Consider the following 13,222-nt stretch of genomic DNA (forward strand, 5'->3'; position numbering starts at 1 on the left):
TCCACATCGGATACGCGTCAGATTGCCGTCGTCTTCGAACCCATCGAAGACGCTTCCTCGGCAGCTCCGCTAATGACCCGGTCTACCGAATCAGTCACGCGCTCCACTTCTTCCTTGATTATTCTAGTCTGAACCGTCGCATAGGATACGATCTTCTGCACAGGCATCAGCAGCATGCGAGGCGATATGACCTCGCTTTTCTTCTGACGGTCCTTGCTGTATTGCTTCGTGTTAGTCAATACCTTCAGCAGCAGCTTCAGATAGATGCGGGTCGACTTGGCGAACAGCCCTTCCTTCAGCTTGAAGATCTCAAAGCCCAGCCGGTCCGCCCCGCGATGAATCATCGTCACGCCATATACCGCCTTGATATGCTTCGCGTCAGGATCCGCAGACAGCTGATCCGCGAGCTGCGGCAGCGCCCGCTCCACTTCTCGCAGCATCCGAATGCCCGTCGCCAGAGGAGACTTGGACGTCGCGGCAATGTTGGACAACATCCGATTGTCGAAGTGCAGCTCCGCCACAGAATCCCCCTTCGCAATGCTGCCGCCTTCCGAGAACTTCAGATCGTCGCCGTTGTACTTCGTCACGCGGTAATGGAAGGCCGGCGTATCGCTGTTGCCTACTTTCTTCAGCCGGAACAACGTATGGAACGCCTGCTCCCACATGAGCCACAGCGAGATGATCATGCGCTTGCCAAGCGAACGGCGCATCGTACGCTTCGCATCCGTCAGCTTCATCATCTCTTCGATGGCGACGAACGTATAGCCTCGCTTTGTCGCTTCCTCCATGTAGGCCTCGAGCGCAATAAGCATATTGCGCGGCGCGTCATGATCGGCACCCAGCGTATTGCCGCAGTCATGCAGCAGCAGCACCTCGCCTGGGCGGAGTTTCCTCATCATCCGCTTCTTCAGGCGGTCGGCGCCTAGCGACTTGCGCCAATCTCCGAACATGGCCGACCATAGAATAATTCGCAAGTAGCCAAGGTTGGAGTAGTCGAACACATTCACAATTCCCCATGGCGGCCGGTAGAAGCTGGCGCGGGTTCCCGTAGCCTGCTCTATAATATCGTTTGTTTTCTCAATCTGCCGCCTTACCGTGCGAGGACGCATAACCCAATTCGATTTATGCACATAATTATGAATGCCGATGGTATGTCCTTCCTCTTGCATGCGTCGCAGCAGCGCCTCTTGCCCCTCCGCGTGCGACCCGACAACAAAAAAGGTCGCCTTGGCATTATAGCGGGTGAGCAAATCCAGCAGCTGCGGCGTATAGACGGGGTCTGGCCCGTCATCGAATGTCAATGCGATCTCCTTATCCACTTTCCCCTTCTTGAACACGCGAAAGCCGAAAGTTCGGCTTATCACGCCAGGGAGAAAGGCGTAGAACGTCATGACATAAAAGCCCCATAAAAACAAATTTTCCATCTTGTTTTCCCCACCGTTTGATGAAATAGTCAATGAATGATGAGCGGTTCAGAAACAACAACAGTACCTCTAATTGTAACATACTCAAATAAAAAATAGGCACAATTCATAAAATCTATAGTACAATCTTAATGGAAAGATAACCATATCAAGCTCCCGAAATTGGGAAGAAGGGGAACCGAATGCTGCCTTTCTACAAAAAATACTGGAGAACCGCATTTGACATTGGCCTCATTGCATTAACCGTCTACTTGATCATGTATACCTTCAGTTATGTGTACAAGATCGCCACTCCAATCTTTTTTGCGTTCCTGATCTTCCTCATTATTGAGCCGCTCGCAAAAAGATTGAATAAGTGGGGCGTGAAAAAATCCATCGCCTCCGGCATATCCATACTCGTCTTCACACTGCTCATCCTGGGAGCCTTCTCCGGCGCGGCTGTGCTGATTACGAAGCAAGGAAATGCGCTGATTGAGAACTTCCCGCGTTACCAAAGCGTTCTAGCTGAACAAATTGGCAACCTGGCCTCCCAGCTGGAGAAGCAGCTGGACAAGCTGCCTAATGATATCAGCCTGTCGGAAGAGATCAAAAACTTGACCAAAGGGGCGACCGATAATCTGCAGAAGTGGGTTAGCGCCTTCCTGAACGGGTTGATCGGATACGTATCGTCCTTCTCCACCTTTATTTTCAATTTTGTCGTCGGGATTATATTAGCTTATTTCTTAAGTATTGAAATTAAAACCTGGAAACGGGCTGCGACGGACAAAACTCCAAAAACTTTTAAAACTGCTTTTTTCTTCCTTAGAGACAATGTATTCAGAGGCATCGCATCGTACATCAAGGCACAAGCCAAAATGATCAGCATTACGTTCATCGTCATTCTGATTGCGCTCATTCTGCTTGGCGTAGACAATGCCTTTATCATTGCGGTCGTGGCTGCGATCTTCGACGTCCTGCCGCTGCTCGGCGTGAGCACGCTGTTCATCCCATGGATTATTTATTTGTTTATTGTAGGGAAATTATCGCTGGCAATTTGGCTGTCTGCTCTGCTGCTGGTTGTCATTCTGACCCGGCAAATTCTGGAGCCGAAGATTACGGGCGATTCGCTGGGCGTATCCGCGTTCACCATGCTGGCGTTCATGATTATCTCTCTTTCGCTGTTCGGCATTGCCGGCGTCATCCTGTCGCCGATTCTTGTCATCCTTGTGAAGTCGCTGTACGACCAGGGCTACTTCCACCGCTGGATCCGCACCCCGGTCGACGAATTCGACGAACCCGCCCTCGCAGCGGATGGGTCGCTAGAGCCCGGCAAACAAGATACAACCTTTATCGATTCGCTGAAAAAATAGCACCGTCATATTGAAGCCCCCGTCCTCATCAGAGTGGCGGGAGCTTTGTTTTTTGGATATGTTTGGTGAGACACGCAGCGGGTCTACATCTCCATGAGAAACCAACATGCGGCTCTAAGCCGTAACATCATTGAATTTGCCCATTTCAGACTTGTAACGACGCCTCACAACCTTGCAGCACCAAATTAGCTTATTCCTGCCCTGTAACGACGCCATGCGGCCTTACAGCAGTGAATTAGCTCATCCCAGTCTTGCAACGGTTCCTCACAACGCTACAGCACCAAATTAGCTCATTCCAGTCTTGCAACGGTTCCTCACAACGCTACAGCTCCAAATTAGCTCATTCCAGTCTTGCAACAGTTCCTCACAACGCTACAGCTCCAAATTAGCTCATTCCTGCCTTGTAACGATGTCTCGCAACCTTGCAGCACCAAATTAGCTCATTCCAGACTTGTAACGACGCCTCACAATCTTGCAGCACCAAATAAGCTCGTTCCTGCCTTGTAACGACGCCTCGCAACCTTGCAGCACCAAATTAGCTCATTCCTGCCTTATAACGACGCTTCTCGGCCTACAGCACCAAATTAGCTCATTCCAGACTTGTAACGACGCCTCGTAACCTTACAGCTCCAAATTAGCTCATTCCAGACTTGTAACGACGCCTCGCGGCCTTACAGCTCCAAATTAGCTCATTCCTGCCTTGTAACGACGCCTCGCAACCTTACAGCACTGAATTAGCTCATTCTTCCCCTGCAACGGTTCCTCATAACGCTACAGCACCAAATTAGCTCATTCCAGTCTTGCAACGGTTCCTCACAACGCTACAGCACCAAATTAGCTCATTCCAGTCTTGCAACGGTGCCTCGCAACCTTACAACACCAAATTAGCTCATTCCTGCCTTGTAACGACGCCTCGCAACCTTGCAGCACCAAATTAGCTCATTCCAGACTTGTAACGACGCCTCGAATCCTTACAACACCAAATTAGCTCACTCAAGCCTTGTAGCGACGCCTCGCAACCTTACAGCACCAAATTAGCTCATTCCTGCCTTGTAACGACGCCTCGCAACCTTACAGCACTGAATTAGCTCATTCCAGTCTTGCAACGGCGCCTCGAATCCTTACAGCACCAAATTAGCTCATTCCTGCCTTGTAACGACGCCTCGCAACCTTGCAGCAGCAAATTTGCCCGTTCAAGCCTTTTTAACGTCGTCTTGCACGTTAATCGCAGCTAACGTTGCTCAGGAGCGATGTCCATGCCCATGTGTTTCATGCACATGCTTCGCCGCGATGTCCATGACGCCGCGGAACAGCTTGGTCGCTTGGTGGGAGCTGCCGATGGGACGGTTGGCGGCTAGTACGGCGACTGCATAACGCGGCTTCGACGCAGGCCCGTATCCGGCGAACCATTGATGGTTAAGCGGTACGCCGTTTTTCACGGTCTCAGCCGTGCCGGACTTGCCCGCAACCTTCCACGTTCCCTTCCGGATCGATTGTCCTGTCCCGTGGTCGACGACCGCCTCCATTCCGCGCAGCAGCGCCATAGCGGTATCCGTTCGGATGCTGCGGCCAGATAGAGGCAGCTTGCTCGGTGAAAGCTCCACCATTCGCTCTCCGCTCGCGTATCGGACTTCGCTCACGATTCTCGGCTCCATAACTCGGCCTCCATGGATGAGCGTAACCATCAAATTCGCAGCCTGCAGAGGCGTCATGCGGACATCACGCTGCCCGATGCCGCTCTGGACGCGCACGCCGCCGTCCTCCCCGCTTCGCTCGCCGACGAATAATCGGCCAGCCTCTTCCTCCGGCAGCAGTCTGAGCGGCTTCGGAAACGGGCCGAACCCGTGGCTGCTATGCCACCCTACACGTTCCTTCACGCCAAGCGCCTCAGCCGTACGGTCCAACTGCTCGGCCTCCAGCCGCTCTGCAACCGTGGCGAACACAATATTGCAGGACTGGGCCAGCCCCTCCTGAAACGTCAGATTGCCATGACCGCCCTCCTTCCAGCAAGTTAAGCCATAGCGGGCGTAATGGCCGTTGCAATGAAACTTTTCCTTGGGATCAACAACACCGTGCTCCAGCGCGGATGCTGCCGTCACTAGTTTATAGATCGAACCCGGCTCTACTGCAGTCAGCGCATAATTGCGCCATTCCGAGCCGTCGCTGCTGTTGAATTGCCCGGGCTTCAGCTTTGGCCTTGACACCATCGCGACAATATCAGCGTTCCGGGCATCCAGCACGACAATCGCTCCTTCTTGCAAGCCCATAGCATCAGCATAAGCCTCAATCTCATTTTGCATCGCCAAATCAATCGTCGTTACCACCTTGAGCGGATAATAACGGTTGTTCGGTTGAACGACCCGCAGATCAAGGCCGTGCAGCGGCGCGTTGCGTCCATCGATGAAATAGGAGACAGATGTCTCCCCGATGCCGTGAAGCAGGCTATCGAGCGATCGCTCCAGTCCGGATCCGCCTACCTGCTCTGTCAGCTTTCGGCGGCCAAGCGCAATATCTTTCTCATGGGCAGACATAAGCCATTCCGGATGCTGGCTCGTAAAGCCGATCACATGCTTGGCATCGAATTGCTGCAAATAACGATTGCGGTACGGAAGCACACGGACGCCTTCTACCCTGAGGCCTTTAATCGCATTAGCCTGGGCATCGCTAAGCCTGACCGGGCTATTCTTATCCGATCCCCCCCGCCAGAAATCAGGCTGCTTCATCCCATTCCATCGATGAAGAAGCTCTTCCTTAGAGATCCGCAGCTGCGCAGCCAACTGGCCTAATTGCTCTTCGCTTCCTCGCACATCGGGCCGTACAGGGAACAATACAACGGTCATATAAGTTTCGCCTGTAATCGACTTGCCGTTCCGGTCGAGGAAATCCCCCCTTCCTGTATCGAGCACAAGGCTTCTCTGCCGCTGCACAACCGCCATTCGCTTCCAGCCATCACGTCCTCCTGGCGCGGGCGAAGCGGTCGGGATATGAGACGGAAGCAATTGCAGCCAGGCCATGCGAACCACGAACATCAATAGGATAAGAGTAATCATTATGCCAATAGCTCCCGCTCTCTTCGCAATCAACAGTCCCGCCGCCCTTCATCGATTTCCAGTCTTCCAAAAAAGTATTAACGCATCAGCCTCTCCTTACTATTGTTGCCGATTGGCACGCTTCCAAACTTCTGCAAGCGAGGATACAAACCAAAACTAAACCAAAAACAAAACCAAAAACAAAAACCAGAGCAAAAGCAAAAGCAAAAGCAAAAGCTAAACAAAACCAAAAACGATAACGAAAACAAAACCAACACCAAAAACCAAAAACCAAAAACAAAAACTAAACCAAAAAAAAAACAAAAACAAAAACAAAAACAACAACCAAAACAAAAACAAAAACAATAACAAAAACCAAAACAATATAAACACCCAATTACTCATAATTGACAAGCAAACCGCCCATACGAGGTACTGATCGGAAACCCGCGGCAACCCAGACCATTCCCCATTAGCGCAAAAAAGCTGTCCCCGAATTCGGGGACAGCTTGCAGCAGTATCGTTCTATTATTGTACTTTGAACTTCGACAACGAATCTTTGAGACCGCGGGATACGGAGTCTAGCTTCTCGGACAGTCGTACCAATCCATCGCTGATGCTCAGCTGCTCGGTGCTAAGCGAAGCAACTTCCTCGGATGTTGCGGAAGACTCCTCGGCTACAGCGCTGACATTCGTCATCGCTTCCGACAATACGGATTGAGACTCATCCAACTGGTTAATCGAGCTTGTCGCAAGCTCCAGCTTCTCAACAAAGTGGCCCATTTGCGCCTGTACAGTCAAGAAAATCTGATTCGCTTCCTTCACGGATGTAATCTGCTCCTGGAAGAGCGGATAAGCTTCCGACAGCACGTTGACTGTCTCTTCAATCTCGCCTTGAATCTTCGCTGTAATCTGGCCGACAATATCGATCGATTGCTTCGATTGATCCGCGAGCTTGCGGATTTCATCGGCAACGACCATAAAGCCTTTGCCCGCTGCGCCTGCGCGTGCCGCTTCAATTGTGGCATTCAGCGACAGAATATTCGTCTGCTTCGTCAGGTTGTTCAGAACATCGAGGATTTTCACAATCGAGCCTGTGCTTTCCTTCAATGCATCAACCTTCTCGACCATGGAACGGGTCATCTCTTCCGTCAGTCCCGTCTTCTGAATCAATTGTCCCATGTAAGCTGTACCTTGCTGGCTCGCTTGATCCACTTCAATAGCGGACTGAGACATCTGTTCGTTCGCAGAGATAACATCCTTCATCTGCGCATTCATATGATTCGTCAGATCGCTGCCGCGCTCTGCTTCTACGGCAAGGCTTGTAGCGCCATTGGCAATCTCATCCGTAGCAACAGCAATTTCTTTTGCTGCGATTGCCGTCTTCTTGGATGCGTCCGTCAGCTCGGATGCAGTCTCCAGCACTTCAGCTGCCGAATGAGTCGTTTGCAGCGCCAAGGAAGTAATCTGCGTCATCATATCGTTGAAGCTATCAGCCAGCTGGCCGATCTCATCCTGACGCTTCGTAATCGTAGAGCGTACCGTCAGGTTGCCTCTTGCGCCTTCGACCATCAGGTTGCGCAGCTTCACAAGCGGTGTGGCAATCGTGCGCACAACCAGAACGCCGATCGCAATCGCGATAATCGTCGCCAGGCCAACCATCAGCCAAGTCAGCTTGCTAATGATCGACGCTTGCTCAACCAGCTTCTCAACCGGAATCGTGGCAACAAATCTCCAGCCGGTAATCTCTGACGTCTGGTACGCTGCAAGAACGCTGGAGCCTTCTACTGTAGTCATCTTCTTGCTGTCAGACTTGGCCTCTTCGCCTTCAGTAGGAAGCGTCACGATATGCGGCTCGCCCAGCTTCGACAGATCATCATTCACTACATATTGTCCTGCGCCATTAACGATAGCCAGCGTGCTGCCTTCGCCAAGCTGCACATCCTGGTATCGCTTCAGGACGGCTTCCAGGTTGACTTCCATAACCAGGACATACGGTGTGCTTGCCGCCTTTATGACACGCGCCAATCCGATAGAGTTAGGAGACTTGGAAGCAATGATGCCTGTGCCGCTAGGCTCGATCCATACCAGTCTGCCATCCTGCTCAAGAGTCTTCTGGAACCAGTCCGTCTTGGTCAGTGTATCGCCCTTATATCCATTGTTGTTGCCGGCTGTAACAACGCCGTCTTCTTCGTCCGTCGAAATAATCGCGGCACCGGTAATCGTCGTGTTGCCCATAATATAGGTGGACATACGATCAGATATCGTTCTGCTGGATTGCAGAATATCGTAAGAATCATTGGTTGTAGATAGAACTTTCAATTCTGTCTGCAGTTCTTTGTCGATCAGCATTTGAAGAGTCAGGTCCGCATAAGACTGGAATACGATATCCAGGTTGTTCGTCACCTGGTTAACCGTCTGATAGCTGGCTTCCGACACGTTTTTCTCAACGAGATTTTTGGCTTGGCTGTAAGCAATCAGCCCGACAGTCAATACGCATGCAACAATACTAACAATAATTATAAAGAAAAGCTTAAGCCCGACCGATTTCACCGGATTGGAGAAATTCGCATCTTTCAGGCCGCTTTTCACCCATTGTGCTGTCGACTTAATGCTGGCGCTTGATTTATTAGCGCTCTCTTGCTTGCTTTCGCCTTGCTGTTTGTTCACCATTTCTTTTTCCTTTTTCTTTCCCTTTGTACCCGGCATGAAGGTAGACACCGCCTTTGTAGTATGAAATCCTCATATGTAATGTGTATTAAAGCCTACATCCATAGAACGATACTACTAGATTTATCGTCATTTAACATCTCAATCATAATACTTTAAACAAAAAAATAGGACTGAATATACCGAAGTATCCAATCAGTCCTATTTTAGGCGATTCTATCAATGTCTAAAGCTTGAATTGGGAAAGCGAATCCTTCAGTCCGCGCGATACGGCATCCAGCTTCTCGGACAGCTGCACCAGATTGTTGCTGATATGAAGCTGCTCGCTGCTGAGAGATGCCACTTCCTCGGATGTAGCTGAGGCTTCTTCCGCTACAGTGCTGACATTGGTCATGGCTTCATTAAGCACTTGCTGCGACCGCTCCAACTGGCCGATAGAGCTTGTTGCGCCATCCAGCCGCTCGGCGAAGTGCGCCATCTGCTCCTGTACGCTGACGAATATGCCGCTCGCCTCCTTCACAGACGAGATCTGCTCATGGAACAAAGGATAAGCCTCGGTCAGCACATGCACGGTTTCATCGATCTCAGACCTGATCTTGCTCGTAATCTGTGCGACGATATCAATGGATTGCCGCGATTGGTCGGCGAGCTGCCGGATCTCGTCGGCGACTACCATAAAGCCTTTGCCAGCCGAGCCCGCCCTGGCCGCTTCGATCGTAGCATTGAGCGACAGAATGTTAGTCTGCTTTGTCAGATTGTTCAGCACATCCAATATTTTCACAATCGAGCCGGTGCTTTCCTTGAGCGCATCAACCTTCTCCACCATGGAGCGCGTCATCTCTTCCGTCATGCCCGTCTTGAGAATTAGCGCCTGCATATCGTCGGTCCCTTGCTCGCTCGACCTCTCTACGCTTGCGGCAGAGCCGACCATTTCTTCATTCGCAGCGATGACCTGCCTCATCTGTTCATTGATATGGACGGCTAGCTCGTTGCCCTTCTCTGCTTCTACTGCCAGGCTGGTAGCGCCGCCCGCGATCTCTTCCGTAGCTGCGGCAATCTCTCTGGCGGCAGCCGATGTCTTGCGCGAAGCCTCCGTCAGCTCGGAAGCGGTCTGCAGCACATCTTCCGCCGATCTGGTGGTCTGCTTGGCCAGTCCCGTAATTTGGTCCATCATCGCATTGAAGCTTACGCTCAGCGTCCCGATCTCGTCCTGCCGCTTGCGGATTGTCGAGCGGACCGTCAGATTGCCTCGCGCGCCCTCCATCATCAAGCTGCAAATCTTAACAAGCGGCTTGGCAATTGCTATAATGACCAGCACGCCGATTGCAATAGCCAGCACAATAGCGGCCAGCGCCGTCACTAGCGTAAGCTCGCGAATCGATTCGGCGTCCTTCACAAGTTGCTTCACCGGGATCGTTCCCGCTATTCTCCAATCCATCGATTGAAGCTTCTGATAGACGGCCAGCACCTCGATGCCTTCCGTCGTATACAGCTTAGGCGAACCCGCAAGCGCCTGTTCCCCGGATACCGGCAGGCTGATATTTGCCGTTTTTCCAACCTTCGCTTGATCAGCCGCAATGACATAATTTCCGTTGCCGTCTATTATGGCAAGCTCGCTTTCATCTCCAAGAACAACATCCTTGTAACGGCTCGCGATTGTATCGGCTTCAATCTCCATGACCAGCATATAGCCGGCTTCGCTGGATACCGTATTCTTCAGCAGTCTGGTCAGCGCGATCGTAGGCTTATCGGACAGCATCGATATGCCTGTCGGCTGCGGAGCAACCCAATTCACCTTGCCGTTCAGCTCAATTGTTTTCTGATACCACTCTGTCTTTGTCATCGCCTCGGCACGGGTCGTCAGCGAGGAACCGGCAGCTACAACATGCAGTTTTTCGGTTAACGGGAGCAGCATAACGCCCTTTATCGAGCTATTGCCGAGCGTATAGCCTTGCATCTTGTCGCCAAGCCTTCTTGCTGCCTCGAACTTCTCATAATCGTCATTGCTCGTGGCCAGCTGGCTGACAATAGAATGAAAGTCTTTATCTATCAATAATTGTAGAGACAAGTCCTCATAGGACTTGAAAATAACATCCAGATTGCTGGCAACCTGATTGACTGTCTGCAGGCTTGCATCCGATACCTTCTTCTCTACCAGCGACTTAGCCTCAGAATAGGCCAAAAGCCCGACTGTAAGCACACAGGCCAGTATGCTTCCGACAATCGCAATAAATATTTTCAAGCCTACGGATTTAAATGGGCTCGTCAGGAACGAGCGCCATATCGACGCATCCTTAATGTAATCGGTTTCAATTCTTCCTTCCTTACTCCCAGTCTCCTTCGGAATGGCATGAAGCAGCTTTTTCTCTTTACCGGCCATGATGGCAAGCACCGCCTTTAATTTGGTGAAACGAATACGATCCGTTTTCTTTAGCGAATTATGCCGAACAATGTATGTAGTCTATTTCCTATTATTTGATATTGTTGGTTTCTTGTCAATTAGTAGAGAAAAAACCCTATTCCGCATAACCGGCTGTTCTTCGCCGCGGAATAGGGCTGCATTTTCGAATTAAATCGCTTGGATCAAACACGTTCCCCCATGTTGAATTGGGCTAGCGATTCCTTAAGCCTGCTCGACACTTCATTCAGCTCTCCGGACAAGCTGACCAGATGCTCGCTAATGCTTAGCTGCTCATGGCTGAGAGACGCCACTTCCTCGCTTGTTGCCGAGGACTGGTCCGCAACCGAGCTTACGCTCAGCATCGCCTCGGACAACGCCGCCTGTGAATGCTCCAGCTCAGCTACTGAATGGGTCACGCTGCCGAGTCCATTCACGAACTGCTCCATCTGCTGCTGCACGCTGATGAATATGCCATTCGCTTCCTTCACGGAGCCGATCTGCTCCCGGAAGATCGGATAGGCCTGCGACAGCACTTGCACCGTCTCCTCAATCCCATGGCGGATCGTATCCGTCGTGCGCGCTACAATCTCGATCGATTGGCGGGATTGCTCCGCGAGCTTGCGGATTTCATCGGCAACGACCATAAATCCTTTGCCCGCCGTGCCTGCGCGTGCAGCTTCTATCGCTGCATTCAAGGATAAGATATTGGTTTGTTTCGTCAGTTGGTTCAACACTTCCAGAATGCCCGATATAGATGCCGTGCTGTCCTTAAGCGCCTCTACCTTCTCGGCCATTGAGCTTGTCATCGCTTCCGTTAAGCCGGTCTTCTCCAGCAATTGCTCCATATAAGCCGTTCCCTGCTCGCTAGCCCGCTCCACCTGTGCCGCAGATGCAAGCATAATCCCGCTGGCTGACATCACCTGCTTCATGCCTGCATCGATGTGTCCAGTCAACTGGCTGCCTCGCTCGGCTTCTGCCGCCAGATTGGAGGCCCCGCCGGCAATTTCCTCCGTCGCTACGGCGATCTCCTTCGCTGCGGAGGAAGTTTTAAGCGATGCGTCCGACAGTCTGGAAGCGGTAGAGAGCACTGCTTGAGCAGAATGTGTTGCCTCATGGGCCAGCTCAGACATCTGCAGCATCATGCGGTTGAAGCTGTCGCTTAATGCCCCAATTTCATCCCGGCGCTTCCGAATCGAGGAGCGTACGGCCAGATTGCCGTCCGCTCCCTGCAGCATGAGATTGCGCAGCTTCACGAGCGGCCTGGCGATCATCATGATCACGAGCGCGCCTATGGCGACGGCAATCAAAGCCGCAGCCAGCGCTGTAATCCACGTCAGGCTGCGAATCGCTTCCGCATCCTTAGTAAGCGTCTTCACCGGAATCGTGCCGACAAGCTTCCAATCCATCGCCTGGAAGGTCTTGTACACCGCCAGCACCTCGCTGCCGTCTGAAGTCATGCCCTTCCAAGATCCATGTGCCAGCTTCGAATTCTCCGCAGGCAGGGTAATGGAAGCCTCTTGTCCGATAAGCGAAGCGTCCTCTGCCAGCACGTATTTGCCTTCGCCGTCAATGATTGCAAGCGCACTCCCTTCGCCAAGCTCAACGCTTGCATATCGGCCGCTGAACGTAGCCGCGTCCATCTCCAGCAGCAGGATATATGACGCCTCGCTCGACACTCCGTCCTTCATCAGCCGGCTAAGGCCAATGGTAGGCGTCTTCGAATCATATGAAATTCCGCCCTCTTGCGGGGCAATCCATAGCGTTTTGCCGTTCAGCTCCAAGGTTTTGCGGTACCAGTCCGAATCCTTAAGCGTCTCGGCTTTCGTACTGAGCGAGGAGCCGGAGGCGACCACATGAAGCCCTTGCCTCACCGGCAGAAGCATCATTCCCTTTACCGACTGCTGGCTAAGCGAATATGCGCGGAACTTGTCCGACAAAGCCTTCGCCGACGAATAACGGACCGATTCGTCCTCATGTCCCGCAATATTACGGGCCAGCGCAAAAAACTCTTTGTCCACCAACAGCTGCATCGTAAAATCCTCATAGGTCTTGAATACAACATCCAAGTTATCTGACGCTTGCACAATGGTCTGGTGACTGGCTTCCGACACATTGTCTTCTACCATTTGCTTGGCCTCGGAATAGGAAATAAGGCCTACCGTCAATACACAGGCTAATATGCCGACAAAAATAATAATAAATAATTTAAAACCTACAGATGACCACATTCGCGTAACATTAAATGACGCCGGTTTATGTATTTTTTGTCCATCCGCCTTTTTCCTTTGTGAATCATCTTTTCCCCGCCCGGATTTACTGCCGTTTTGCTCCATCATTGTCAACATACTT

At 51.6% G+C, this 13,222-nt stretch carries 7 protein-coding genes; 2 read left to right on the plus strand and 5 right to left on the minus strand.

All coding sequences use genetic code 11. The features are described 5' to 3' along the window. Positions 1–17: 17 nt before the first annotated feature. The gene (locus tag D3P09_RS05090; RefSeq protein ID WP_120107743.1) at positions 18–1,424 is read right to left on the minus strand and encodes a polysaccharide deacetylase family protein; all 1,407 of its coding nucleotides are present in this window, start codon (positions 1,422–1,424) and stop codon (positions 18–20) included. 182 nt (positions 1,425–1,606) lie between these two features. On the opposite strand from D3P09_RS05090, the gene ytvI reads away from it, so the two are divergent. Then, entirely contained in the window at positions 1,607–2,773 is a 1,167-nt protein-coding gene (gene ytvI, locus D3P09_RS05095; protein WP_120107744.1) for a sporulation integral membrane protein YtvI, read from the plus strand. Positions 2,774–4,014: 1,241 nt separating this feature from the next. On the opposite strand, the gene D3P09_RS05100 is transcribed toward ytvI, so the two are convergent. Next, a complete protein-coding gene (locus D3P09_RS05100) occupies positions 4,015–5,823 on the minus strand; it encodes a peptidoglycan D,D-transpeptidase FtsI family protein (RefSeq protein WP_120108534.1) in 1,809 nt (602 codons plus the stop codon). 102 nt (positions 5,824–5,925) lie between these two features. On the opposite strand from D3P09_RS05100, the gene D3P09_RS27575 reads away from it, so the two are divergent. Next, entirely contained in the window at positions 5,926–6,171 is a 246-nt protein-coding gene (locus D3P09_RS27575; RefSeq protein ID WP_165867315.1) for a hypothetical protein, read from the plus strand. Between the two features lie 159 nt (positions 6,172–6,330). On the opposite strand, the gene D3P09_RS05105 is transcribed toward D3P09_RS27575, so the two are convergent. The 3 genes from D3P09_RS05105 to D3P09_RS05115 form a co-directional block, all read right to left on the minus strand. Beyond that, positions 6,331–8,511 carry a methyl-accepting chemotaxis protein gene (locus D3P09_RS05105; RefSeq protein WP_243643906.1) on the minus strand — a complete coding sequence of 727 codons (2,181 nt, stop codon included), beginning with the start codon at positions 8,509–8,511 and terminating at the stop codon, positions 6,331–6,333. A 187-nt stretch (positions 8,512–8,698) separates the two neighbouring features. Then, positions 8,699–10,852, minus strand: coding sequence for a methyl-accepting chemotaxis protein (locus tag D3P09_RS05110; RefSeq protein ID WP_120107746.1), 2,154 nt, complete (start codon positions 10,850–10,852; stop codon positions 8,699–8,701). A 203-nt stretch (positions 10,853–11,055) separates the two neighbouring features. Further along, positions 11,056–12,999 carry a methyl-accepting chemotaxis protein gene (locus D3P09_RS05115; protein ID WP_243643907.1) on the minus strand — a complete coding sequence of 648 codons (1,944 nt, stop codon included), beginning with the start codon at positions 12,997–12,999 and terminating at the stop codon, positions 11,056–11,058. Positions 13,000–13,222: the final 223 nt, after the last annotated feature.

This window comes from Paenibacillus pinisoli (assembly GCF_003605435.1).
Taxonomy (GTDB): domain Bacteria; phylum Bacillota; class Bacilli; order Paenibacillales; family Paenibacillaceae; genus Pristimantibacillus; species Pristimantibacillus pinisoli.

Excerpts from the sequence above, each read along its gene's own strand:
- D3P09_RS05090 (WP_120107743.1), bottom strand. The coding sequence starts at position 1,424 with ATGGAAAATTTGTTTTTATGGGGCTTTTATGTCATGACGTTCTACGCC.
- ytvI (WP_120107744.1), top strand. The coding sequence starts at position 1,607 with ATGCTGCCTTTCTACAAAAAATACTGGAGAACCGCATTTGACATTGGC.
- D3P09_RS05100 (WP_120108534.1), bottom strand. The coding sequence starts at position 5,823 with ATGATTACTCTTATCCTATTGATGTTCGTGGTTCGCATGGCCTGGCTG.
- D3P09_RS05105 (WP_243643906.1), bottom strand. The coding sequence starts at position 8,511 with ATGCCGGGTACAAAGGGAAAGAAAAAGGAAAAAGAAATGGTGAACAAA.
- D3P09_RS05110 (WP_120107746.1), bottom strand. The coding sequence starts at position 10,852 with ATGGCCGGTAAAGAGAAAAAGCTGCTTCATGCCATTCCGAAGGAGACT.
- D3P09_RS05115 (WP_243643907.1), bottom strand. The coding sequence starts at position 12,999 with ATGGTAGAAGACAATGTGTCGGAAGCCAGTCACCAGACCATTGTGCAA.